Below are 24,940 nucleotides of genomic sequence, written 5' to 3'. Positions count from 1 at the left end.
GAACGTATGAGTAAAATGCGTGTATATGAATATGCAAAAAAGATAAATAAACCTAGTAAAGATGTAATCAATTATTTAGAAGAAATTAAGGTAGAAGTGTCTAACCACATGTCTACTATTTCAGCTGATACCGTTAGTAAGCTGGATGAAAAGTTTAACTCCAAACCTAAGACTTCTGATAAACCAAATCAGACATCTGCCAATACTGGAGCGCAAAATACGAATTCGAATACATCAGGAGCCAAAATGAATCATAATCAAGGCAATAAAGGGAAAAATAAACCGAATTCCAATCAACAGCGAAACACTGGAAATTCAAATCCGCATAATAAGAAACAAAAAGGGAATAAAAGAGGGAATCAGCAAGCCCCTAAACAACCTGTGGTAAAAGAAACACCAAAACATATTACTTATAGTGAAACTCTTACTGTAAGTGATCTTGCTGCTAAATTAAACAAAGATGCTTCCGAGATTATTAAGAAATTAATGTTCCTAGGTGTTATGGCAACAAAGAACCAGGATCTAGATGATGATGCAATTGAATTAATTTGTGCTGAGTTTGACGTGCAAGTTGAAAAAGAAATCATCTTAGAAGATACTGACTTCGATAAATACCTTGAAGAAGACTCCGAAGCTGATCTTGTAGAACGTCCTGCAGTTGTTACGATCATGGGACACGTAGACCATGGGAAAACCACTTTGCTTGATGCGATCCGTCATACAAAAGTTACAGCTGGTGAAGCTGGTGGAATTACTCAGCATATTGGTGCATACCAAGTAGAAAATGATGGGAAGAAAATCACATTCCTCGACACTCCTGGTCACGCTGCCTTCACAAGTATGCGTTCAAGAGGAGCTCAAGTTACGGATATTGCTATTTTAGTGGTGGCTGCAGACGATGGTGTAATGCCACAAACTGTGGAAGCAATCAATCATGCAAAAGCAGCTGAAGTACCAATCATTATTGCAGTTAACAAAATGGATAAAGAAGGCGCCAATCCGGATCGCGTTATGCAAGAATTAACCGAATATGAATTAATCCCGGAAGATTGGGGCGGCAGCACGATCTTTGTAAACCTTTCTGCAATTAAAAATGAAGGTATCGACGACTTGTTAGAAATGATTGTTCTTGTATCTGAAATAGAAGAATTAAAAGCCAACCCTAAAGCGAATGCATTTGGTACTGTAATTGATGCACAGCTTGATAAAGGGCGTGGCTCTGTTGCAACATTACTCGTACAAAATGGTATGCTACATGTAGGGGATTCACTCGTAGTTGGAAATACTCATGGACGTGTTCGTGCAATGGTAAATGATCTTGGACAACGAGTAAATGAAGCCGGACCATCAACTCCTGTGGAGATTACTGGTTTAAATGAAGTACCACAAGCTGGAGACCAATTCCTTGTATTTACTGATGAGAAAAAAGCGCGACAAATTGGTGAAGCCCGTCAACAAAAACAAATCCAGGAAAACAGAAGTGAACAAACTAAAGTTAGTTTGGATGACTTGTTTGAACAAATCAAGCAAGGGGAAATGAAAGAAATTAATATTATTATTAAAGCAGATGTACAAGGCTCTGCTGGAGCATTAGCTTCCTCCTTACAAAAAATTGAGGTTGAAGGCGTAAATATTAAGATCATTCACACTGGTGTTGGAGCAATCACAGAATCTGACATTATTTTAGCCTCAGCTTCAAACGCTATTGTTATTGGGTTTAACGTAAGACCTGATGCGAATGCTAAAAAAGCTGCAGAATCTGAAAAAGTGGATGTACGTCTACATCGTGTGATTTATAAAGCTATTGAAGAAGTAGAAGCTGCTATGAAGGGAATGCTCGACCCAGAATATGAAGAAAAAGTAACGGGTCAAGCAGAAGTTCGTGAAACCTTTAAAGTATCAAAAATTGGTACGATTGCTGGAAGCTACGTAACAGAAGGCAAAATTACAAGAGATGCCGGTATTAGGTTAATTCGCGATGGTGTTGTTCATTTCGAAGGAGAAATTGACGCATTAAAACGTTTTAAAGACGATGTGAAAGAAGTAGCACAAAACTACGAATGTGGTATTACAATAAAGAACTTCAATGATATTAAAGAAGGCGATATTATTGAAGCATATGTAATGGAAGAAATAGAACGCAAATGATCGTTTATGCTGAAGTAGAGTGTATGTTGTACGACGGGCATTCGCTTAAGCAAAAAAGGTCTGTGCTCAAAAGGTTGCTCGCAAAGCTTCAGAACACCTTTAATGTAGCGGTAACAGAGCTTGATTACCACGATCTATGGCAACGAACAAAGCTTGGCATTGTAACCATTTCTAATGATTACGTTCACTCGGAAAAGGTTATGCAAGAAGTGATGAAGGTTATTGATGCGTTCGTTGAACTTGAAAGAACACAAACAACGGTTGAACGGATGTAAGCTTCATTGTAAGATGATAAGACGAGTGAATGTAGTTTTCTAATTGAAGCACGAAGCTTTCTTAAAGAGGTGAATAAGTTGGCAGAATTAAGAGCAAACCGCATTGCTGAACAAATGAAAAAAGAGCTTGGAGAAATCTTAACACGAAAAATAAAAGACCCTAGAGTTGGATTTGTTACGGTTACAGATGTTGAAGTCACAGGAGATTTACAACAAGCAAAAGTGTTTATCTCTGTATTAGGTGATGAACATCAAAAACAAGACACACTATTGGGACTTGCTAAAGCGAAAGGATTTATTCGTTCCGAAATAGGACAGCGAATTCGCCTTCGCAAAACACCTGAGCTCTTGTTTGAATTTGATGAAGCACTTGAATATGGAAATAGAATTGAAACAATACTACGTGATTTAAACAAATAAGCTTGGTGGATAATCTGACTCCTTTTTTGCGAGTCAGATTTTTTCCATGTGCGTAGAAAACTTTAGTGCTTAAAATAGAGCAATGAAACCTTTCTGTATGTTTAATGTATATATTGGAGGTGAAAAAATGAATGGAATTTTGCCATTATGGAAACCAAAGGGAATGACTTCTCATGATTGTGTATTTAAGCTTCGTAAATTATTACAAACCAAAAAAGTAGGTCACACTGGTACGTTAGACCCTGAGGTAGAAGGTGTTTTACCAATATGTGTTGGACAGGCAACGAAAATCGTCCCCTTTCTAACTAATACAAGAAAGACGTATGTTGCAGAGCTTAAACTTGGTGTCTCTACAGAAACAGAAGATGCGTATGGCAGTATAATAGAAGAGAAACCTGTTACTGTATTTCCAACTGAAGGTCAGATTGATGAAGTGCTAAAAGCGTTTACTGGTATCATCACCCAAGTTCCACCAATGTACTCTGCAGTAAAAGTTAAAGGAAAAAAACTGTATGAGTATGCAAGGGAAAATCAAGTGGTGGAAAGACCAACACGCCAGGTTGAAGTTTTCTCTATTTCAAAGATTTCGTCATGTGAGGAGAGGAAAAGTATTTCCTTTGAAGTTGTATGCTCAAAAGGAACCTATATTCGCACGCTTTGTGTGGATATTGGAAAAAAATTAGGATACCCGGCTCATATGGCGCATCTTGAAAGAACACAGGTTGCTTCTTTCTCTAAGGAAGAAACCGTGACATTTGAACAAATTGAAGAAAAACTAAAGGACTCGCATCCAGAATCTGTATTATTGGCTGCTCAAAGAGGGCTAGAGCATCTGGACTATTATCATGTTGATGAACAAACAGCGATGAAAGTACGAAACGGGCAAAAACTCTCAAAACCTGATAAAATAATGAGAGAGCCATTTGTAATGATGTTTAACCAAGAATTATTGGCAATATATCAAACCCATCCGGATAAACCAATGGAAATAAAACCCGTTCGTGTTTTTAACGGATAAAGTGCAGGTGAGGAATATGAGAACATTTGAATTAACATATCCACATTCTATGGTGTTGAACGAACTACCTGAAACGGTTACGGCCATCGGCTTTTTTGATGGAATACATAAAGGGCATCAGAAAGTCATTCAAACAGCTGTAAGAGAAGCAAAGGAAAGAGGGATGGAAAGTGCAGTAATTACCTTTCATCCCCACCCCTCTGTTGTTTTAAAAAAAGATGTGCAACACGTGAAATATCTTACTCCAATTCGAGAAAAACAAGAAATTCTGCAAAAGCTTGAGGTGGATAGACTTTACATTATTCAGTTTAATCAAGAGCTTGCATCCTTGACTCCTCAAGTGTTTGTGGATCATTTCCTAAAAGGGCTACATATCAAACATATGGTAGCAGGCTTTGACTTTTCTTATGGACACAAAGGAAAAGGAAACATGCAAACCATACAAGAGCATGCGGCCGGTGCGTTTACCGTAACGCAAGTGGATAAAGTAGTAATAGACGGAGAAAAGGTTAGCTCCACTAAAATTCGTAATTTGCTAGAGGCAGGAGATATGGACGAGGCAGCAAGATTACTTGGAAGACCGTTATCTGTTACAGGATTTGTAGTTAAAGGGGAACAACGTGGCAGAACCATTGGCTATCCAACAGCAAATATCGCGGTGAGCGATGAAACGTTGTTGCCCAAGGTCGGCGTCTATGCAGTAAAAGTTCTTTATAAAAATGAAGTTTATGAAGGGATGGCTAGTTTAGGTTTCAAACCAACCTTTACGGACCAATTGGTAGAACCGGTTCTGGAAGTAAACATTTTTGATTATAACAATGATTTGTATGAAGAAGAGTTGAGAGTACAGTGGTATACCTTTATTCGGGAAGAAAAGAAGTTTTCCGGGGTAGAAGAATTAGTGAGCGAAATTGCGGAGGATGAAAAGAAAGTCAGAAAGTACTTTAATTCATAAGCGACCTTGCTTCTAACTATCTTTTACTTGCATTTTTAAATAAAAACATGTAGTATTAACAACGTAAAACCATCGCTTGGCAATTCGTAACTCCGACGACTGCTAGGGGAATGGGGATTCAATACAATTACAGGAGGTGCGCCATATGGCAATCACACAGGAACGTAAGAATGAAATTATTAGTGAATACAAGGTTCATGAAAGTGACACTGGTTCTCCAGAAGTACAAATCGCTGTACTAACGGAAGAAATCACAACTCTAAATGAACATCTTCGTGTTCACAAAAAAGATCACCACTCACGTAGAGGTCTTTTGAAAATGGTTGGTAAACGTCGTAATTTACTTAACTACTTACGTAATAAAGATGTTACCCGCTATCGTGAATTAATTAAAAAACTTGGCTTACGCCGATAATTATTCAAAAAGCAGGAGAAATCCTGCTTTTTTTATAAGTAAAAATTTTTCATTTAAACCTTAGATATTGATGAAAAATGAGTGGTTTTTACATGAATGAAGAAAGAAGCTACTATATTATGACAAGATTTTTCTACATAAAATTTACATTCCTGCTTATAAACTATAATATAATAATTGGAGTGTTTTTTATAACGGCTAGCATTTTGTTTGCTATAAGTGCCGTGATGAATATTAACTAAGCTGCAAAAGCTCATATGGAGCTTGATTTCATTGAAAGGAGTACTACAAATGCCAGAAGAGAAGCAAATATTTTCTACAGAAATTGCAGGTAAAAAATTCACCGTTGAAATCGGAGAATTAGCAAAGCAAGCGAACGGTGCTGCCATGATGCATTATGGCGATACATCTGTTTTGTCTGTTGCGACAGCTTCAAAGGAACCGAAAGATCTGCCATTTTTCCCATTAACCGTAAACTATGAAGAACGTCTTTATGCAGTTGGGAAAATACCGGGAGGGTTTATTAAAAGAGAGGGACGTCCAAGTGAAAAAGCAATCCTTTCCTCACGTCTTATTGACCGTCCGATTCGACCTTTATTTCCTGACGGTTTCCGAAACGAAGTTCAGGTTATTAGCACAGTTATGAGTGTTGACCAAGATTGTCCTTCAGAAATTGCTGCTATGATCGGTTCTTCCATTGCGTTAAGCATCTCTGACATTCCGTTTGCAGAGCCGATTGCCGGCGTAAACGTTGGCCGAGTTGACGGCGAATTTATTATCAATCCAACCATTGAACAAGAAGAAAAAAGCGATATTGAACTAACGGTTGCTGGAACAAAAGATGCAATTAACATGGTGGAAGCAGGAGCAGATGAAGTACCTGAAGAAGTTATGCTTGAAGCTATCATGTTTGGTCATAAAGAAATTATTCGTCTAGTTGAATTCCAAGAAGAGATCGTAAAAGCGGTAGGACAAGAAAAGTCTGAAGTGAAGCTTTTTGAATTAGATGAAGAACTTTCTAAGAAGATAGAAGCAGAAGCTTCAGAAAGCCTTATAGCAGCTATTCAAGTAAAAGAAAAGCATGCTAGAGAAGATGCTATTAGTAAGGTGAAAGAGGATGTTCTTGCGTCCTATGAAAATGAGGAAGATGCTGACATTTTGAAACAGGTTAAATCTGTGCTAGATAAAATGGTTAAAGCGGAAGTCCGCAGATTAATCACGAAGGAAAAAGTACGCCCGGATGGCCGAAAGATAGATGAAATTCGTCCATTGTCTTCAAGGATTAATGTATTACCAAGAACACATGGCTCAGGATTATTTACACGTGGGCAAACACAAGCACTAAGCGTATGTACATTGGGAGCCCTTGGTGATGTGCAAATCTTGGACGGGCTTGATTTAGAAGAGTCTAAACGGTTTATGCATCATTACAATTTCCCTCAATATAGTGTGGGAGAAACAGGTCCTATAAGAGGGCCAGGTCGAAGAGAGATTGGCCATGGTGCATTAGGAGAACGTGCATTAGAAAAGGTTATCCCATCTGATAAGGACTTTCCTTATACCATCCGCCTTGTTTCAGAAGTCTTGGAATCAAACGGTTCTACTTCACAGGCAAGTATTTGTGCAAGCACACTTGCAATGATGGCAGCTGGTGTACCAATCAAGGCACCTGTAGCAGGAATCGCAATGGGACTTGTTAAATCTGGTGAGGATTATTCCATCCTAACAGATATTCAAGGCATGGAAGATGCACTTGGGGATATGGACTTTAAAGTAGCCGGTACATCTAAAGGCGTAACGGCCTTACAAATGGATATTAAAATTGATGGCTTATCAAGAGAGATTCTTGAAGAAGCACTTAACCAGGCGAAAAAAGGAAGAATGCAAATTCTTGATTCTATGCTTGCTACGATTAAGGAGCCAAAAGAAGAATTATCTGAATATGCACCGAAAATCCTTACGATGTCCATTAATCCAGATAAGATCCGTGATGTTATTGGGCCAAGTGGTAAGCAAATAAATCAAATCATTGATGAAACTGGTGTAAAAATTGATATAGAACAAGACGGAAGTGTGTTTATATCATCAACAGATGCCAAGATGAATGAAAAAGCTAAAAAGATCATCGAAGACCTTGTGAGAGAAGTAGAGGTTGGGCAAATGTATCTTGGTACAGTTAAACGTATTGAAAAGTTCGGTGCGTTTGTTGAATTGTTTAAAGGAAAAGATGGACTAGTTCATATTTCTGAATTGGCTGAGGAACGTACTAATAAAGTGGAAGACGTTGTATCAATTGGGGATGAGATCATGGTTAAGGTTAAGGAAGTTGATAACCAAGGCAGAGTAAATCTTTCCCGAAAAGCAGTATTAAAAGAGGAAAAAGAAAGACAGGAAAAAGCAAATTCTTAATTGAATAGTGCCTGTTTTAGGATGGCTGTTTTTACAGCTGTTTTAAAGTAACAAAGAGGAGCAATTGCCATTGCTTCTCTTTTTTTGTTAGAAAAGAAAAAAGTGACTGCTCACTACTTACATAGTTTAAGCATACCTTGTCCCGTTTCATCATAAGTTTGAAATAGGAGGGGGTAAGTATGTATCAGTTAAGACAAATCATACATGTAATTGTTTTTATAATTATCGTTACGATTTCATTCAATACTACTTATAATCCATTCTCAATGGAAAGTAGTACAACCTTTATGCAAGTTACAAAACCAAGTAATACTTTATACAAGGAAATAGAAAAGCAGGCAAAAGCCTATAAGGAAGAACCTGTGGATCCATATATTGATGAGGTATGGAAGAAAACACCGGGGCGTAATGGTCTCGAGGTCGATGTTGCTAAATCGTATGAACGAATGAGCAAAAAGGGAGAGTTTGATGACGCCTTACTTGTTTATAAGCAGATCACTCCAAATATTTCTTTAAAAGATTTGCCCTCGTCGCCTATATACCGTGGTAATCCAGAAAAAGAGATGGTTTCTTTGTTAATCAATGTCTCCTGGGGAACAGAATATGTCCCCAAAATATTAGCCATACTGAAAGATAAGAACATCAAAGCTACCTTCTTTATTGAGGGAAAATGGGCAAAGGAAAATGTTGACTTGGTGAAGATGATAAAAAATCAGAACCATTTAATTGGAAATCATGCCTATAATCATCCGAATATGGCGAATTTGACTACACAACAAATGGTTGAACAGATAAGCCAGACAAATGATATTTTAAAAGCGATAACTGGAGCTACACCTGCTTGGTTTGCCCCACCTAGTGGTAGTTATAATCAATATGTTGTGGATGCTGCACATAGCCAGAAAATGGAGACCGTGCTTTGGACAGTAGACACGATTGATTGGAAGAATCCAACAGTATCTGTTATGATTAACCGAGTGAATAGTAAGCTGCATCCGGGAGCAACTATTCTAATGCATCCTACTGCTGCAACGGCTGCGGGTCTTGATGAATTAATAGATTCTGTAAAGGATAAAGGGTATAAACTAGGTACAATGGAACAATTAGTCAGCCCGGAAAGATAATCAAGTTGGCGTTCATCTTACATATCTAGCATAGGAGGAAGTACATTGATTGAAAAACACAAAAGTAAGAACGGCTTGCGGGTTGTCCTCGAAAACGTACCTGCAGTAAGGTCTGTTACGATAGGTATTTGGGTATTAACTGGCTCGAGAAACGAAACAGAGAAAAATAACGGTATTTCTCACTTTTTGGAGCACATGTTTTTTAAAGGAACGAAAACCCGCTCAGCTCAAGATATAGCCGAAGCATTTGATTCGATAGGTGGGCAGGTCAATGCCTTTACCTCAAAAGAATACACATGCTATTATGCCAAGGTCATTGATACACATAAAGACTTAGCGTTGGAAATTTTAGCTGATATGTTCTTTAACTCTGCATTTGATGAAGAGGAAATGGAAAGAGAAAAGAAAGTGGTATATGAAGAAATAAAAATGTATGAAGATACACCTGACGATATCGTGCATGATCTGCTTGCAACAGCTTCTTATGGGACCCATCCTCTAGGCTATCCTATTTTAGGTACAGAGGAACACTTGCGTTCTTTTAAGCCGCAATCTTTAAGAGACTATATGCGGGAAGCTTATAATCCAGAAAACGTTGTGGTTTCTGTCGCAGGGAATGTAGATAGTGCATTTATTGATAAGGTAGATGGATATTTTGGTTCCTATGAATCAAATCACCAGCCTAGCTCTTTAATTAAACCACAATTCCTTACCAATAAGCTTGAGCGTCATAAAGATACGGAACAAGCGCATCTTTGCCTTGGCTATGACGGACTTCAAACAGGTCATGAGCAAATTTACAGCCTTATTATTATGAATAATGTTTTGGGCGGTAGTATGAGCTCTCGACTGTTTCAAGATATTAGAGAAAAGCAAGGACTTGCCTATTCGGTATTTTCGTATCATTCTTCTTTCTTGGATAATGGTATGCTTACTATCTATGCTGGAACAGGTAAAGATCAATTACCGCAGTTAAGGAAAACAATTGATAGTACAGTGGAAAAGCTAATTCAAGATGGTATTACCGATAAAGAACTAAAAAACAATAAAGAGCAATTAAAAGGAAACCTTTTGCTTGGTTTGGAAAGCACAAATAGCCGAATGAGTCGAAACGGTAAAAATGAGTTGCTTCTAGGACGCCACAGAACGATGGACCACATGATACAAGAAATCGATGCTGTGGATCATGAATCAATCAGAAATGTAATAGACATCGTTTTTGAAAAACCGTCTTCAAGTGCTCTAATTGCTCCTTCAGGAGAACCTATGTAATCCATAGGTTCTTTTTTTTATGTCGGTAACTATAATAATAAGGATAAGCTTTTTCCTAACATGTTTTTTAATTAAGCCGTAATTTCTAGCATGCTATTTAAACGTATCAAGACTGTAGTATAGCTTTATGTATGAACAATAACGATAAGTTGAGAGGATGACAAGGATGCGATATAAGGATATGAGTGGAAAAGAAATTGTGGATGTGAATGAAGGGTCACGATTGGGAGTATTGGGACAAACAGACCTCGAGATAAATGAGCATACTGGTCAAATTGAATCCTTTATCATACCAAACTATAAATGGTTTGGTTTAAAAAAGGAGGGGGAGGAAACGAAAATTAAGTGGGATGCTATAAAAAAGATTGGGGAAGACATGATTATTATTGACACAAACAGGCTCGGTTAAGGTATTAAATAAGAATTAAAATTGATCAAAAAGGCTGACCCGGAGAGCGGGGTATCAGCCTTTTTCCTGTTTTTTAAAAATAACCAATCACTAACATTCTCCCGTTTCATAAGCTATATAGAAATAATTTAAGGAACTCGATGTTTGGAGGGTGTTCATTATAATGAGTCATACAATTGCAGTAATAGGAGGCGACGCCCGTTATCTGGAGTTGATTCGTCAATTACAGGCTATTCCAGGTGCGAACATAAACCTTGTCGGCTTTGATAAATTGGAACAAGGATTTACCGGATTAAAACAATTGGAGTTTAGTGAGCTAAAACCAGAAGAACTTGATGTCCTGATTTTACCAATTACAGGGACAGATAATACAGGAAACGTAGAAACCGTATTTTCTCATGAGACGATTCACATAGCGCCAGAATGGTTTGGACAATTAAAGGATACGGCTATTATTTTTACTGGCATTTCAAGTGATTATTTAAAAAAAGTAACGACAGAAGAAGATATTTCATTAATTCCCTTATTAAACAGAGACGATGTTGCGATTTACAACTCCATACCTACCGCAGAAGGGTCCATTATGATGGCAATAGAACATACTGACTATACCATTCATGGATCTCGTGTCATGGTTGCTGGTTTTGGTCGAGTGGGTAAAACGATTGCCAACAAGTTTGCTGCGTTGGGTGCGAAGGTTTCTGTAGCAACCAAAAGTAGCGCAGAACTTGCTAGAATTTCAGAAATGGCACTAACTGCTATTCACCTTGATAAAATGGCCGACTATGCTAATGAATACGATGTAGTTATCAATACGATTCCAGCAGCTGTTATAGATCGAAAAACCATTCAACATCTTCCAACCCATGCAATAATTATCGACTTAGCATCAAAACCAGGTGGAACAGATTTTGATTATGCAAAGCAACGAGGCATTAAAGCAATCTTAGCAAGAAGTTTACCGGGCATTGTGGCACCAAAAACATCGGGTAGGATACTAGCGGATGTCATAAAGCAATTTCTTCAAGAAAACACGCAATTATAGGAAATTAGTAGAAAAGGGGTATGATTTATGAGTTTAGAAGGAAAACGTATTGGCTTTGGAGTTACGGGTTCTCATTGCACATATGACCAAGTTTTTCCACAGTTGGAAAAGTTAATGGAACAAAAGGCAGAGGTTGTGCCGATTGTAACGTATACGGTGCGAAACACTAGTACAAAGTTTGGAAAAGCAGAAGATCATATTGAAAAAATTGAATCCATAACAGGAAAACGAGTTATTTCCACTATGCAGGAGGCAGAACCACTTGGCCCAACTGCTCCACTTGATTGCATGGTAATTGCCCCGCTAACGGGAAATTCTTTAAGCAAGATGGCAAATGCTTTAACGGATTCCCCTGTGTTAATGGCCGCTAAAGCGACAATGCGTAATAGAAGTCCTGTGGTCCTTGGAATCTCTACTAATGACGCACTTGGCCTAAACGGAGTGAACCTTATGCGGCTTATGGCCAGTAAATACATCTACTTTATACCATATGGACAGGATGACCCATACAAAAAACCTAACTCACTAGTTGCCAAAATGGATCTTTTAAGTGAAACAGTAGAGGCTGCTTTGGAACATAGACAACTACAGCCTGTTATTGTTCCGCATATCGATTAGATTGTGGTAGAATAAAAAGCTAGGAGAGAAATATTTTTTATGAGTGAAGGGAGAAATGGGGATGTCGCATAAAGCAGCATACAACGTGGCCGTAGTAGGAGCAACAGGTGCAGTAGGTCAAAAAATAATAAAACTATTAGAAGAAAAGAAATTTCCAATAGATCAAATAAAGCTTTTATCCTCAAGCAGATCCGCAGGTAAAAAAATATCATTTAATGGTGAAGAAGTCACAGTGGAAGAAGCGTTACCTGAGAGCTTTGCAGGAGTAGACATAGCATTATTTTCTGCTGGTGGTTCTATATCAAAACAACTAGCTCCTGAAGCTGTTAAACATGGTGCGGTTGTGGTTGACAATACAAGTGCGTATAGAATGAATAAAGATGTGCCACTTGTTGTGCCAGAAGTGAATAAAGAAGACCTATTAAATCATAAAGGAATTATTGCCAACCCTAACTGTTCAACTATTCAAATGGTGGCAGCATTAAAACCGTTACAAGAAGCATTTGGCCTTAGTCGTGTAATTGTATCTACTTACCAGGCCGTGTCTGGTGCTGGTATGACTGCCAATAAGGAACTGGAAAATCAGACAGCAAGCCATTTAAACAAGGAAGAAATGCACGCTGAGATCTTACCAGTAAAAGGGGATAAAAAACATTATCCAATCGCGTTTAACGCCTTGCCTCAAATTGATGTTTTTCAGGAAAATGGCTATACTTTTGAAGAAATGAAAATGATTAATGAAACGAAGAAAATCATGCATGCACCCGAACTATCGGTAGCGGCAACGTGTGTTCGTTTACCGATTTTTACTTCGCATGCCGAAAGTGTGTATGTAGAATTAAATAGAGATGACTTAACTGCAGCGGATATTCAGAAAGTATTAAACGAAGCAGAGGGTGTTATTCTAGAAGATAATCCAGAGACACAAACATATCCGACTCCACTAAGTGCAGCGAATAGAGAAGAAGTCTTTATCGGACGTGTTAGAAAGGATCCAGACTTAGCGAATGGGTTCCACATGTGGATCGTATCCGACAATCTTATGAAGGGTGCTGCCTGGAATACTGTGCAAATTGCGGAAACGTTAGTTGAAAATAAATGGCTATAGTACTTGAGGTGTTACAATGCAAATAGTTGTTCAGAAATTCGGTGGAACATCTGTCCAATCCGAAGAAAATAGAAAACATGTAGTAAAACATATAAAAAATGCATTAATGCAGGAATATAAGCTTGTAGTAGTTGTTTCTGCTCTAGGTAGAAAGCCAGACCCTTATGCAACGGATACATTGTTGGGTTTGGTCAATTATCCTGCTGGGAAAAGTTCTGCTAGAGAAATTGATATGCTCCTTTCATGTGGAGAGGTCATTTCGTCAGTCGTATTGTCTAATGAACTGAAAAAGCAACATATTTCTTCTACAGCCCTAACCGGTGCGCAGGCAGGTTTTATAACGAATGATGATTTTAATCAGGCAAGAATTAAAGCAGTACATCCAGAAAGAATTATCAAGGAACTGGAAAAGCACGATGTAGTAGTCGTTGCTGGGTTTCAAGGCCAAACTGAAGATGGTGAAATAACAACAATTGGTCGTGGTGGAAGTGACACAACAGCCGCCGCGCTGGGAGCAGCACTTGCAGCAGAGCGTATTGAAATTTTCACGGATGTGAATGGTATCATGACCGCGGATCCGCGGGTGGTGGAAACTGCTCGCCCGCTAGATGTGGTAACCTACACGGAAATTTGTAACTTGGCATACCAGGGGGCGAAGGTTGTTCACCCACGGGCAGTCGAAATAGCAATGCAATCTAAAATACCGATGCGTGTTAGATCCACATATTCACAGGAGGAAGGAACACTTGTTACTTCATCAAGAGTGCAGGAAGCAGGCATGGATGTTACAGAACGACTTATCACGGGTATTGCACACATATCCTCGATAACGCAGATAAGAGTGCAAGCTAAGGAAGAAGCATACCGCTTGCAATCAGAAGTATTTAAAGCAATGGCGGAATCCGGAATCTCTGTAGATTTTATAAATATCTCTCCAACAGGTGTAGCCTATACAGTTCCCGAAAGACATACGGAGAAGGCTGTGCACATTCTTAAAACACTTGGATTTTATCCAGAATTTACGGAAAACTGTGCGAAGGTTTCTGCAGTCGGTGCAGGGATGACTGGGGTACCTGGTGTTGCTTCCATGATTGTGCAGGCACTTACTGACGCCGGAGTACAGATCCTGCAATCAGCGGACAGTCACACAACGATTTGGGTACTTGTTAATAATAAGGACTTAAAGGCTGCAGTAAATGCATTGCATGAGGTGTTTGAGCTTAGCGGTTTACAGAAACAATCCTAGATAAGACAAGAAAGAGAAAGGTGATAGAAATGAAATTTGGTCGTGTTTTAACAGCAATGGTGACCCCTTTTGATCATACTGGAGAGATTGACTATGATCAGACTGACATACTAATTGAATACTTACTTGAGAACGGCACTGACGGTTTAGTTATTGCTGGTACGACGGGAGAATCACCAACTTTATCAGTGGATGAAAAAGTAAATCTTTTTAAGCATGTAGTTAAAGTTGTAAATAAGCGAGTCCCGGTAATTGCTGGTACAGGTAGTAACAGCACTGCAGCTTCTATTCAATTAACCGAAGAAGCAGAAAAAAGTGGTGTAGACGCTGTTATGCTTGTAGCTCCTTACTACAATAAACCGAATCAAAGAGGCATGTATGAGCATTTTAAAACGATAGCAAATGCCACATCACTCCCGGTGATGCTCTATAATATTCCTGGTCGATCTGTTGTAAAATTGACTGCTGATACGATTATTGAACTAAGTAAAATCTCTAATATCGTTTCAGTTAAAGAATCAACAGGTGACCTTGATCAAGCAGCCGAAATTATTGAGAATACAAGTGACGATTTCAGTTTATATAGCGGAGATGACAGCATGACTCTACCAATGCTTTCAATTGGAGCCGATGGAATTATTTCTGTGGCCTCTCATATTGTCGGCAATGAAATGCAGGAAATGGTGAATCTTTATTTAGACGGCGACGTAAAACAGGCTGCGGCTAAACACAGGAAATTAGTTCCTGTTATGAATGCCTTGTTTACATCACCATCCCCAACACCTGTAAAAGCTGCACTACAAATGAAAGGAATTGAAACAGGTAGTGTGCGTCTTCCTCTTCTCCCATTAACAGATGACGAACGTAACCTTTTAAAAGAAAAAATCGATATGTAGTGCAAAATACCAGCTTCTAGCTGGTATTTTGTTTTTTGCATGGAGTTATTCATTTACGTTCATACTAGGAATAGTTACTAGTGATAAGGAGTGTTCGTAAATGAATAAAGAAGGTAGAAAAGAAGATCAAAATCAGGATGGTCAACAAAACTCTTCTGCTTTGGTGCAAAAGATTCAGCAGCTGGGACAATCAAGTGTTCCGCAAGCCCCTGACTCCAATATACACGTGCTGTCCATCATTGGTCAGGTAGAGGGACATATACAACTACCTCCTCAAAACAAAACAACGAAGTACGAGCATTTATTGCCACAGCTGATTGCAATTGAACAAAACCCTAAAATAGAAGGTTTAATTATATTGCTAAATACGGTAGGCGGGGATGTAGAGGCTGGGCTTGCCCTTTCTGAAATGATTGCATCTATTTCTAAGCCTACTGTCTCCATTGTACTTGGTGGTGGTCACTCCATCGGTGTACCAATAGCCGTTGCCACAGATTACTCCTTCATTGTACCTACTGCGACGATGACCATACATCCTGTAAGGCTCACTGGTTTAGTTATTGGCGTACCACAAACCTTTGAGTACCTTGACAAGATGCAAGAAAGAGTTATTAATTTTGTTGTCAGCCATTCGAATATTAAGGAAGAGAAATTTAAGGACCTCATGTTCGACAAAGGAAATTTAACAAGGGATATTGGTACGAATGTAGTGGGAACAGATGCTGTAGAGTATGGCTTGATTGATCGCGTTGGTGGGGTAAAAGAAGCTATGCAGAAGATTAACGAAATGATAGGTCCGAAACCAGAAGAAAATCAGGTGATTCAATGATCCTATATACACCATTGTCTCAAGAAGAAATTTTTCCTCAGCAGGATGAAGCTATTGCAAATCGGCATTGTGTTGTCTTTCAGGGGAAGAGCATGTATGTAGAGCAAAAAGAAGATGGATCCTATCAGTTGTTACAATTGCTTTCCACTGACCCAGAGGATTTTATGAATGACGCATATAGCCCCGGAACGATTTTATCTTAGATAGGTTTTTTATGGTATAATAGAGTAAATAAAGGAATAACCCTTGTCGGTAAACGGCAGGGGTTTAATCGTCATAATGCATGATAGAACAGAGGTGAAAAAATGGCAAAAAAAAGAAAAAAAAGAAACAGTAAGTTAAAGAAACAACTAAAATATGAACTATTAGGTCTATTATTTATCTTTCTAGCAATACTTGGTAGTGGAGCAGGCGCAATTAGCGACGGGGCAATTCCTGGTGGGTTAGAACATGTATTTCGATTCTTTTTCGGAATCTGGTATTTTGTTGCTTCTCTTCTATTACTCATAACTGGTGTGTTGCTGGTTGTTAAAAGAAGATATCCGGATTTGACAAACAAAAGATTGGTAGGCTTCTATATTGTATTTGGTGGCGTTTTATTGCTAACACATATACAAGCATACGAGCAAGTTGTGCAAAATGGTAATGTCTCCATTATGGCAGCTTCTTGGGATAATTTTATTTCCAGTTTAAATGGGCAGACGAGTAACGCTATGCTTGGGGGAGGTATGATTGCAGCATTACTCTTTACCTTTTGCTATTATTTATTTTCCTTAGTCGGTGCAAAAATTGTTTCCGTGTTTTCTATTTTAATCGGAATTATCTTTATGACAGAATACTCCATTGGAGACTTATTTTCCAAGTTTGGCAAAAAATTAGCACAAATGATAAGCAACTATAAAGATAAATCTGCAGATAATAAGGAAGCAAAACGTAAACGTAAACAGGATAAAGAGATCGAAGAACTTGATACAACTGAAGGAACAGAAGCTCCGTTAGAGGCATATGAAAATGAACCGGTAATCCAGGACTTTACTGATGTTACATACGCTGCTTCAGAACTATCAAAACAGGATGCTCCTCAGGAAAAGACGGATGATACGGAAAAAGAAGATACTATTGTAGACGATATTATGGAAAATATGCCAATGACTGAGCCGGAGAATCATGAGTATGTACTCCCATCTCCTAAGTTGCTAGCAGAGCCTGCTAATAACTCACAGCAACAGGAAAAGTCCCAGATACAAGCAACTGTTAGAAAGCTAGAAAAAACATTTCATAGTTTTGGAGTAAAAGCAAGAGTCACAAAGGTTCATGTCGGGCCAGCTGTAACAAAATATGAAGTATACCCAGAGGCTGGTGTAAAGGTAAGTAAAATTGTAGGATTACATGATGATTTAGCTCTCGCTCTTGCAGCAAAGGATATAAGAATTGAAGCTCCTATTCCTGGTAAATCAGCAGTCGGTATAGAGGTGCCTAACCAAGAAGTTGCAATGGTAAGCCTCCGTGAAGTGGTAGATAAAACGTTACAGAACCCATCTGCAAAATTGTTGTTTGCACTTGGACGAGATATTTCAGGAGAAGCCGTAGTAGCCGAGCTTAATAAAATGCCGCATATGCTTATCGCAGGAGCAACTGGTAGTGGGAAAAGTGTCTGTGTTAATGGAATTATCACTACCATTCTTATGCGGACTAAACCCCATGAAGTTAAAATGATGATGATTGACCCTAAGAAAGTGGAATTAAATGTTTATAACGGCATTCCTCACCTATTGGCACCAGTCGTGACAGATCCGAAGAAAGCATCAAGAGCTTTACAAAAAGTAGTTTCCGAGATGGAAAGAAGGTATGAGTTGTTTTCGGATACTGGCACACGTAATATTGAAGGATATAACGAATATATAAGAAAGTTTAATCAAAACACAGAGGATACACAGCCAAATCTTCCGTACATTGTAGTATTGGTCGATGAACTTGCAGATTTAATGATGGTTGCTTCTAATGATGTAGAGGATGCGATCACTCGACTTGCACAGATGGCTCGTGCGGCCGGAATTCATTTGATTATTGCCACACAGCGTCCTTCTGTTGATGTCATAACAGGTGTGATAAAAGCTAATATTCCTTCTAGGATTGCGTTTAGTGTTTCTTCTCAAACGGATTCTAGAACAATTTTGGACTCTGGCGGTGCTGAGAAATTACTTGGTCGAGGAGATATGTTATTTCTACCAGTGGGTGCCTCCAAGCCGACCCGTGTACAAGGTGCTTTTCTTTCAGATGAAGAAGTAGAAAGAGTAGTTGATCATTGTATTGATCAACAAAAAGCGTCGTATCAGGAGGAAATGATTCCAGATGATACGAACGAGGTTCGTGAAGAAGTCAGTGACGAATTATTTGACGATGCTGTCCAATTAATCACTGAAATGCAAAGCGCTAGTGTGTCCATGCTACAACGCAGGTTCAGAATAGGCTACACAAGGGCTGCAAGGTTAATAGACGCGATGGAAGACAGAGGCATAGTTGGCCCATATGAGGGAAGTAAACCACGCACAGTACTCGTTACACACTCAGAAGAAAAATCTTCTTAGTAGAATCTATTTAAATATATAAAAGCAGCAGGCACTATCAATAGTGACCTGCTGTGTTTTTAGCTGCAGTTATAATTTGGTAGTTTCCACTGCAAAAGATATCTTATTACGTAGTATAAAAGGAACCTATATATCATCGAGGTAATAGAAGCGTTAAATTGAACAAAATAAAGAGAACGCTATCATGTTAAAAGGTAGGTGGTATATGAATTATAAAGGGTTATTGTAGAAAAACGTCGAATTATTAGCAAATTATTTAAGGAATTTGTCCTATAACTATTTATTTATTCTTCTATTAATGGTATGATTTATCTCGAATAAATGAGAGATATGTCAAACGTCAGAGGTCTGAACTCTCTAGACTTTACATACCGGAGAGAATGGGGGAAGCTCTTCATGTCTATTAAAATCGATGCTAGGCATTTATACCTTCAAGTAATCGATGAAATTAAACGGGATATTGAAAGCGGTAAATATAAAGAAAAGCAAAAGCTTCCTTCTGAATTTCAATTATCCAAGCTTTTAGGGGTATCTAGAGCTACGCTAAGGGAAGCATTACGCATACTAGAAGAAGATAATATTGTTACAAGAAGACATGGTGTGGGAACTTTCGTTAATCAGAAGCCGATATTTTCCTCTGGCATTGAACAGTTAAATAGTGTCACAGATATGATTGAACAATCAGGTAAAAAGGCAGCATCTCAGTATTTGACAACAGAGTTTCTAGATCCAACAGATGAAGAGAGAAAGAGATTTGCACCTGAGCAAATTGATATACTTGCAAAGATAGAGCGAGTTAGAACTGCCGATAATATACCAGTGGTTTTCTGTATTGATAAAATACCTTCACATTTAATTCCCTTGGAGAGAGTGCATGAAGAAGATTCACTGTTTCAATTACTTGAGGAGTACACAGATAAGCGTGTCGCTTATGCTGTAACCTATATCGAACCAGTTAGTTATCATGAAAGAATTTACAGTATTCTTAACTGTGAACCAGAGCAATCTCTATTACTTTTAAAGCAAATGCACTATACCGAATTAGATGAACCTGTCCTCTATTCTGCAAACTATTTTCGTTCAGATGTATTTAGTTTCCATGTGTTACGTAAAAGAATGTAGCGAGACGTAATAGAAAGCATTTGGGGAGGTGATAGTTAACGAGATAACTGCGAGTTTAATTTTCACAATATTAAAGAAAACAGGGGGTAACAATGTTGAAGAATCGTAAATTTATTTTATTGTTTGCATTATTGCTAAGTCTTGGTCTTGTATTAGCTGCATGTGGTGGCGGTGATGAAAAGTCGAGTGGTAATAGCGAAGGTGAAGGGTCGTCTGAGGGTTCTTCTGAAGAGGATTCTGCAGATTATACTGTCGGAATGGTAACAGATGAAGGCGGCGTAGATGATAAATCATTTAACCAATCTGCATGGGAAGGGTTACAAGCATGGGGAGAAGAACATGATCTATCAAAAGCAGATGGGTTCGATTATGCACAATCAGAAGATGAGTCTGATTACCTTCCGAACATGACGCGTCTTGTTCGGAATGATTATGATCTAGTATTTGGAATTGGTTTTCTACTTGAGGATGCAATTGCTGAAATTGCAGAGCAAAACCCAGAAAAGGACTTTGCAATCGTTGATACAGTAGTAGATGCACCGAATGTAGCGAGTATTACTTTTGCGGAGCATGAAGGTTCATTCCTTACAGGTGTAGCTGCAGCAATGAAAACAAACACAGATAAACTAGGTTTCATCGGTGGAGTAGATTCTGCATTAATTAATAAATTTGAAGCAGGATTTGTAGCAGGTGCTAAATCTGTAAACCCTGACATTGAAGTAGATATTCAATATGTAGGGAACTTCAGTTCTGCTGCAGATGGTAAATTAATTGCAACACGTATGTACAATGATGGAGCAGATGTAATCTATCATTCAGCAGGAGCTGCTGGGAATGGTGTATTTGCACAGGCTAAAGATTTAAAACAAAAAGATCCAGATAGAGAAATCTATGTAATTGGGGTTGACCGTGACCAATATGAGGAAGGTGCAATTGGTGATCACAACGTTACATTAACTTCTATGGTTAAACGTGTAGATACTTCCGTTATCGAAGTAAGTAACCAAGGACTTAACGGAGAGTTCCCTGGAGGGGAAGTACTCGTATTTGGACTTGAAGATGAAGGAATCGGGATTGCTGAAACAAATGAAGAAGCATACACAGAAGAAATTGCAACAGCAGTTAATGAGTGGAAAGAAAAAATCATTAATGGAGATGTGGAGATCCCTAAAACTCATGACGAATTAAAAGCATTCGAAGAAGCATTATAAGGTTTTAGTAAACGTGAAAAAGGCTGATAAACAGCCTTTTTCACTCTCTAATCAAGGTTTTAAATTTAAACCATGCCATTATGTGGTGTTCTATTAAGAAGATCTTCAACTGAAGGGTAGTATCCCGCTCCTTCAGTTGGCGATCTTCATTTTAAGTATAACGATTTTATTCAGATAATTCTGCTCATAAGGAGGTTGATTTTTGGTGGACTATGTTGTTGAAATGTTAAATATACGAAAAGAATTTCCAGGAATTGTAGCGAATGATGATATTACCATACAACTAAAAAAAGGTGAAATTCATGCATTGCTAGGAGAAAATGGTGCTGGGAAATCAACATTAATGAATGTACTCTTTGGATTATACCACCCGGAAAAAGGAGAAATCCGAGTTAAAGGGAAACCAGTGAACATGACGGACCCAAACGTCGCGAATGATCATGGTATTGGTATGGTGCATCAACATTTTATGCTTGTAGAGCCTTTTACCGTAACGCAAAATATTATTTTGGGTGCTGAACCGACTTCCATGGGGAAAATTGATTTACGAAAGGCAGAAAAAGAAGTACAAGAATTATCCAATAAATATGGTTTAAAGGTGGACGCAAGAGCAAAGATCCAGGATATTTCTGTTGGAATGCAACAGCGGGTAGAAATCTTGAAAACCTTATATCGTGGAGCTGAAGTACTTATCTTTGATGAACCTACTGCTGTATTAACACCACAAGAGATTATTGAACTTATGCAGATTATGAAGTCTCTAATTGCAGAAGGGAAATCTATCATTCTAATAACACATAAATTAAAAGAAATTATGCAAATATGCGACCGATGTACTGTAATAAGAAAAGGAAAAGGTATTGGCACAGTCAATGTGGCGGATTCGTCTGTTGATGAATTGGCTTCCTTAATGGTTGGTAGGGATGTTTCGTTTAAGACACAAAAGACTCCTGCACAACCTAAAGAAACCATATTAAAGGTGAATAACTTACATGTGAAGGATTCACGAAAAGTTGAAATGGTTAAAGGATTAAACTTAGAAGTCCGTGCTGGTGAAATTGTTGGAATTGCGGGAGTAGATGGTAATGGACAGAGTGAATTAATCGAAGCCATTACGGGATTGAAAAAAGCTCAAAAAGGCTCCATCGAGTTAAATGGAAAAGCGATTACAAATTTATCTCCTCGTAAAGTGACGGAAAGTGGAGTCGGTCATATTCCACAAGATAGGCATAAGTTTGGATTAGTCCTAGATTTTCCAATAGGCGAAAACATTGTACTTCAAACCTATTATAAAAAACCATATTCTAAATACAAGGTATTAAATTACAAAGAAATTTACGATAAAGCAGAAAAATTGATTAAAGAATACGACGTTCGAACGCCTAGTGTTTATACAAAAGCTCGTGCTCTATCCGGTGGAAACCAGCAGAAAGCGATAATCAGTCGTGAGGTTGACCGTTCACCAGATCTATTAATTGCCGCACAGCCTACACGAGGTCTTGATGTTGGAGCAATTGAATTTATTCATCAAAAGCTGATTGAAGAAAGAGATAAAGGGCGGGCAATTTTATTAGTCTCTTTTGAACTGGATGAAATCCTTGATGTTAGTGACCGGATTGCAGTTGTTTTTGATGGTGAAATTGTCGCAAATGTGAAACCAGAAGAAACAAACGAACAAAAATTGGGACTACTGATGGCCGGAAGTTCAGAAGAAAAGGTAGGTGTTGTAAATGACCTCGAATAAAATGTTTAACATCTTGGTTCCGGTTATTTCAGTATTAATTGGTCTTCTATCAGGTGCCGTTATTATGCTCGGATTTGGATATAACCCTATTGAGGGCTATGCTGCATTATGGGAAGGCGCTTTTGGTGATATGTATTTTGTAGGTGAAACAGTCAGACAAGTAACGCCGTATATCCTCACCGGACTGGCCGTAGCATTTGCTTTTCGAACTGGATTATTTAATATCGGTGCAGAGGGCCAGGTTATTGTGGGTTGGCTTGCAGCAATTTGGGTGGGTATTACATTTGATTTTCCAATGTATATTCATCTCCCATTTGCGGTTATCGTTGCTGCTCTTGCCGGTGCAATATGGGGCTTTATTCCAGGTCTTTTGAAAGCACGACTTGGAGTACATGAAGTTATTGTTACGATCATGCTTAACTATGTAGCTTTATACAGTTCAAATGCCTTAATTCGTTCTGTCCTATCCGATAATCAGGATAAAACAGATAAAATTGCTGCAACTGCTTCTCTTTCATCAGAATGGTTGCAGAACCTAACTTTTTTCTCAAGAATGCATTATGGAATTTTAATTGCATTATTCGCAGCTATCATTATGTGGTTTTTAATTGAACGAACTTCTATTGGCTATGAATTAAAGTCTGTTGGTTATAACCAGCATGCATCAAAATATGCTGGTATGAATGTTCAACGCAATATTATCCTTGCAATGGTTATATCTGGAGCATTTGCAGGTCTTGCTGGAGCGATGGAGGGGCTTGGGACCTATGGTAACATGTCTGTAAGTTCAGGCTTTACAAACCTTGGATTTGATGGAATAGCTGTTGCTCTATTGGGTGCTAATACAGCGATTGGAGTTATTTTAGCTGCTTTTCTTTTTGGTGCATTAAAGGTAGGAGCGTTGAACATGCCGACAGAAGCTGGCGTGCCAAACGAGTTAGTTGATATTATCATTGCACTCATTATCTTTTTTGTTGCATCAAGCTATATTATTCGCTGGGTATTGCTTCGTTTAAAAAAGGGGGAGAAATAGATGGGGGTTATTGAGTTATTAGCACAGGTTATTCCACCAGCACTCTTCTTCTCTGCGCCACTTATTTTTACAGCGCTAGGCGGAGTGTTCAGTGAAAGATCAGGAGTCGTTAATATTGGTCTTGAAGGGCTAATGGTAATGGGAGCGTTTGTTGGGATTGTGTTTAATTTAACTTTCGCAGATGCTTTAGGTCCATGGACACCGTGGGTTTCCATCCTAGTTGCTATGGTTGTTTCCGCAATTTTTTCCGTGATACATGCTGTAGCAGCTGTGTCGTTTAGAGCAGATCAGGTTGTAAGTGGTGTAGCTATTAATTTCTTGGCACTAGGACTTGGTATATTTTTAACCAAACAATTTTACGGTAAAGGGCAGACCGACATGGTTACACAACCTTTTTACACGACAGATGTTTGGCTTTTATCAGACATACCAGTTTTAGGGCCAATCTTCTTTGAAGGGATCTATGTTATCTCCTATATATCCATTATATTAGCGCTAGTTTGCTGGTATATTATGTATAAAACGCCATTTGGTTTAAGGTTGCGTGCGGTGGGAGAACATCCGATGGCTGCAGATACCAATGGAATTAGCGTTACGAAGATGCGTTACGTAGCTGTCATTATTTCAGGAGCGTTTGGTGGATTGGGTGGTTCTGTTTTTGCCTTAACCATTGCACTAAATTTCTCACATGCTACTATCGTTGGGCAAGGGTTTATGGCTTTAGCAGCAGTAATTTTCGGTAAGTGGCATCCCCTTGGCGCGATGGGAGCAGCATTGTTTTTTGGATTTGCCCAAAGCCTAAGTGTCATTGGGGCGGGAATTCCATTGCTTGCTGATGTCCCACAGGTATTTTTATTAATTGCACCATATGTACTGACAATTCTAGCTTTAGCTGGGTTTATCGGTCGTTCTGAAGCTCCACGAGCTAATGGAGAGCCATATATAAAAGGAAGCAGATAAAATCTGTTCAGAAATCTGACTTGCATTTAGTAGCAAGTCAGATTTTTTTATTTTATAATGGATTACAATTGGTAAAATTGAACAGAATAATCAAC

Annotated in this window: 23 protein-coding genes; all 23 read left to right on the top strand. The window is 38.6% G+C overall.

Annotated elements, in window-relative coordinates; translation table 11 throughout:
- The first annotated feature begins 6 nt into the window (after nucleotides 1-6).
- The 23 genes from infB to BN988_RS03035 all read left to right on the top strand — a co-directional run bounded on the left by infB (nucleotide 7) and on the right by BN988_RS03035 (nucleotide 24,845).
- The gene (infB, locus tag BN988_RS03145) at nucleotides 7-2,148 is read left to right on the top strand and encodes a translation initiation factor IF-2 (RefSeq protein ID WP_036573021.1); all 2,142 of its coding nucleotides are present in this window, start codon (nucleotides 7-9) and stop codon (nucleotides 2,146-2,148) included.
- The gene (locus BN988_RS03140) at nucleotides 2,145-2,423 is read left to right on the top strand and encodes a DUF503 domain-containing protein (protein ID WP_036573019.1); all 279 of its coding nucleotides are present in this window, start codon (nucleotides 2,145-2,147) and stop codon (nucleotides 2,421-2,423) included. Before infB ends, BN988_RS03140 begins: the two co-directional genes overlap by 4 nt.
- Before the next feature lie 78 nt (nucleotides 2,424-2,501).
- Nucleotides 2,502-2,843 (top strand): 30S ribosome-binding factor RbfA, encoded by a 342-nt coding sequence (rbfA, locus tag BN988_RS03135; RefSeq protein WP_036573017.1) that lies wholly within the window; start codon nucleotides 2,502-2,504, stop codon nucleotides 2,841-2,843.
- Nucleotides 2,844-2,970: 127 nt separating this feature from the next.
- Nucleotides 2,971-3,861 (top strand): tRNA pseudouridine(55) synthase TruB, encoded by an 891-nt coding sequence (gene truB / locus BN988_RS03130; protein WP_036573016.1) that lies wholly within the window; start codon nucleotides 2,971-2,973, stop codon nucleotides 3,859-3,861.
- Between the two features lie 16 nt (nucleotides 3,862-3,877).
- The gene (locus tag BN988_RS03125) at nucleotides 3,878-4,816 is read left to right on the top strand and encodes a bifunctional riboflavin kinase/FAD synthetase (RefSeq protein ID WP_036573014.1); all 939 of its coding nucleotides are present in this window, start codon (nucleotides 3,878-3,880) and stop codon (nucleotides 4,814-4,816) included.
- A gap of 145 nt (nucleotides 4,817-4,961) precedes the next feature.
- Nucleotides 4,962-5,231, top strand: a complete 270-nt coding sequence (gene rpsO, locus BN988_RS03120) for a 30S ribosomal protein S15 (RefSeq protein ID WP_036573013.1) — start codon at nucleotides 4,962-4,964, stop codon at nucleotides 5,229-5,231.
- Nucleotides 5,232-5,522: 291 nt separating this feature from the next.
- Nucleotides 5,523-7,640: a polyribonucleotide nucleotidyltransferase gene (gene pnp / locus BN988_RS03115; RefSeq protein WP_036573012.1), complete on the top strand. Its 2,118-nt coding sequence runs from the start codon at nucleotides 5,523-5,525 to the stop codon at nucleotides 7,638-7,640.
- A 179-nt stretch (nucleotides 7,641-7,819) separates the two neighbouring features.
- Nucleotides 7,820-8,764: a polysaccharide deacetylase family protein gene (locus BN988_RS03110; protein WP_036573011.1), complete on the top strand. Its 945-nt coding sequence runs from the start codon at nucleotides 7,820-7,822 to the stop codon at nucleotides 8,762-8,764.
- Between the two features lie 45 nt (nucleotides 8,765-8,809).
- Complete coding sequence (locus BN988_RS03105; RefSeq protein ID WP_036573010.1) at nucleotides 8,810-10,036, top strand: M16 family metallopeptidase; 1,227 nt, start codon at nucleotides 8,810-8,812, stop codon at nucleotides 10,034-10,036.
- Nucleotides 10,037-10,202: 166 nt separating this feature from the next.
- Entirely contained in the window at nucleotides 10,203-10,445 is a 243-nt protein-coding gene (locus BN988_RS03100) for a YlmC/YmxH family sporulation protein (RefSeq protein WP_036573009.1), read from the top strand.
- A 163-nt stretch (nucleotides 10,446-10,608) separates the two neighbouring features.
- Nucleotides 10,609-11,490, top strand: coding sequence for a dipicolinic acid synthetase subunit A (dpaA, locus tag BN988_RS03095; RefSeq protein ID WP_036573008.1), 882 nt, complete (start codon nucleotides 10,609-10,611; stop codon nucleotides 11,488-11,490).
- A 27-nt stretch (nucleotides 11,491-11,517) separates the two neighbouring features.
- Nucleotides 11,518-12,108, top strand: a complete 591-nt coding sequence (gene dpaB, locus BN988_RS03090) for a dipicolinate synthase subunit B (protein ID WP_036573006.1) — start codon at nucleotides 11,518-11,520, stop codon at nucleotides 12,106-12,108.
- 61 nt (nucleotides 12,109-12,169) lie between these two features.
- Nucleotides 12,170-13,216 (top strand): aspartate-semialdehyde dehydrogenase, encoded by a 1,047-nt coding sequence (asd, locus tag BN988_RS03085; protein ID WP_036573004.1) that lies wholly within the window; start codon nucleotides 12,170-12,172, stop codon nucleotides 13,214-13,216.
- Nucleotides 13,217-13,232: 16 nt separating this feature from the next.
- The gene (gene dapG / locus BN988_RS03080; protein ID WP_036573003.1) at nucleotides 13,233-14,462 is read left to right on the top strand and encodes an aspartate kinase; all 1,230 of its coding nucleotides are present in this window, start codon (nucleotides 13,233-13,235) and stop codon (nucleotides 14,460-14,462) included.
- A gap of 29 nt (nucleotides 14,463-14,491) precedes the next feature.
- A complete protein-coding gene (gene dapA, locus BN988_RS03075) occupies nucleotides 14,492-15,358 on the top strand; it encodes a 4-hydroxy-tetrahydrodipicolinate synthase (RefSeq protein WP_036573001.1) in 867 nt (288 codons plus the stop codon).
- A 100-nt stretch (nucleotides 15,359-15,458) separates the two neighbouring features.
- Nucleotides 15,459-16,187: a ClpP family protease gene (locus BN988_RS03070; protein ID WP_036573000.1), complete on the top strand. Its 729-nt coding sequence runs from the start codon at nucleotides 15,459-15,461 to the stop codon at nucleotides 16,185-16,187.
- Entirely contained in the window at nucleotides 16,184-16,390 is a 207-nt protein-coding gene (locus BN988_RS03065; RefSeq protein WP_036572999.1) for a YlzJ-like family protein, read from the top strand. The genes BN988_RS03070 and BN988_RS03065 overlap by 4 nt, the downstream gene beginning before the upstream one ends.
- Nucleotides 16,391-16,492: 102 nt before the next feature.
- On the top strand, nucleotides 16,493-18,775 hold the full coding sequence (locus BN988_RS03060) for a DNA translocase FtsK (protein ID WP_036572998.1): 2,283 nt from the start codon (nucleotides 16,493-16,495) through the stop codon (nucleotides 18,773-18,775).
- A 396-nt stretch (nucleotides 18,776-19,171) separates the two neighbouring features.
- A complete protein-coding gene (locus BN988_RS03055) occupies nucleotides 19,172-19,897 on the top strand; it encodes a GntR family transcriptional regulator (protein WP_036572996.1) in 726 nt (241 codons plus the stop codon).
- Nucleotides 19,898-19,992: 95 nt separating this feature from the next.
- Nucleotides 19,993-21,108: a BMP family lipoprotein gene (locus BN988_RS03050; protein WP_036576300.1), complete on the top strand. Its 1,116-nt coding sequence runs from the start codon at nucleotides 19,993-19,995 to the stop codon at nucleotides 21,106-21,108.
- A gap of 205 nt (nucleotides 21,109-21,313) precedes the next feature.
- On the top strand, nucleotides 21,314-22,852 hold the full coding sequence (locus tag BN988_RS03045; RefSeq protein ID WP_036576297.1) for an ABC transporter ATP-binding protein: 1,539 nt from the start codon (nucleotides 21,314-21,316) through the stop codon (nucleotides 22,850-22,852).
- The gene (locus tag BN988_RS03040) at nucleotides 22,839-23,885 is read left to right on the top strand and encodes an ABC transporter permease (protein ID WP_036572995.1); all 1,047 of its coding nucleotides are present in this window, start codon (nucleotides 22,839-22,841) and stop codon (nucleotides 23,883-23,885) included. Before BN988_RS03045 ends, BN988_RS03040 begins: the two co-directional genes overlap by 14 nt.
- Entirely contained in the window at nucleotides 23,886-24,845 is a 960-nt protein-coding gene (locus BN988_RS03035; protein WP_036572994.1) for an ABC transporter permease, read from the top strand.
- The last annotated feature ends 95 nt before the right edge of the window (nucleotides 24,846-24,940 follow it).

Origin of the sequence: Oceanobacillus picturae (genome assembly GCF_000612865.1) — a bacterium.
Lineage (GTDB): Bacteria > Bacillota > Bacilli > Bacillales > Amphibacillaceae > Oceanobacillus_B > Oceanobacillus_B jordanicus.
This window is presented reverse-complemented; position numbering and strand designations above follow the sequence as displayed.

Coding starts and splice junctions, on each gene's coding strand:
- infB (WP_036573021.1), top strand. CDS start 7: ATGAGTAAAATGCGTGTATATGAATATGCAAAAAAGATAAATAAACCT.
- BN988_RS03140 (WP_036573019.1), top strand. CDS start 2,145: ATGATCGTTTATGCTGAAGTAGAGTGTATGTTGTACGACGGGCATTCG.
- truB (WP_036573016.1), top strand. CDS start 2,971: ATGAATGGAATTTTGCCATTATGGAAACCAAAGGGAATGACTTCTCAT.
- BN988_RS03125 (WP_036573014.1), top strand. CDS start 3,878: ATGAGAACATTTGAATTAACATATCCACATTCTATGGTGTTGAACGAA.
- rpsO (WP_036573013.1), top strand. CDS start 4,962: ATGGCAATCACACAGGAACGTAAGAATGAAATTATTAGTGAATACAAG.
- pnp (WP_036573012.1), top strand. CDS start 5,523: ATGCCAGAAGAGAAGCAAATATTTTCTACAGAAATTGCAGGTAAAAAA.
- BN988_RS03110 (WP_036573011.1), top strand. CDS start 7,820: ATGTATCAGTTAAGACAAATCATACATGTAATTGTTTTTATAATTATC.
- BN988_RS03100 (WP_036573009.1), top strand. CDS start 10,203: ATGCGATATAAGGATATGAGTGGAAAAGAAATTGTGGATGTGAATGAA.
- dpaA (WP_036573008.1), top strand. CDS start 10,609: ATGAGTCATACAATTGCAGTAATAGGAGGCGACGCCCGTTATCTGGAG.
- dpaB (WP_036573006.1), top strand. CDS start 11,518: ATGAGTTTAGAAGGAAAACGTATTGGCTTTGGAGTTACGGGTTCTCAT.
- asd (WP_036573004.1), top strand. CDS start 12,170: ATGTCGCATAAAGCAGCATACAACGTGGCCGTAGTAGGAGCAACAGGT.
- dapG (WP_036573003.1), top strand. CDS start 13,233: ATGCAAATAGTTGTTCAGAAATTCGGTGGAACATCTGTCCAATCCGAA.
- dapA (WP_036573001.1), top strand. CDS start 14,492: ATGAAATTTGGTCGTGTTTTAACAGCAATGGTGACCCCTTTTGATCAT.
- BN988_RS03070 (WP_036573000.1), top strand. CDS start 15,459: ATGAATAAAGAAGGTAGAAAAGAAGATCAAAATCAGGATGGTCAACAA.
- BN988_RS03065 (WP_036572999.1), top strand. CDS start 16,184: ATGATCCTATATACACCATTGTCTCAAGAAGAAATTTTTCCTCAGCAG.
- BN988_RS03060 (WP_036572998.1), top strand. CDS start 16,493: ATGGCAAAAAAAAGAAAAAAAAGAAACAGTAAGTTAAAGAAACAACTA.
- BN988_RS03055 (WP_036572996.1), top strand. CDS start 19,172: ATGTCTATTAAAATCGATGCTAGGCATTTATACCTTCAAGTAATCGAT.
- BN988_RS03040 (WP_036572995.1), top strand. CDS start 22,839: ATGACCTCGAATAAAATGTTTAACATCTTGGTTCCGGTTATTTCAGTA.
- BN988_RS03035 (WP_036572994.1), top strand. CDS start 23,886: ATGGGGGTTATTGAGTTATTAGCACAGGTTATTCCACCAGCACTCTTC.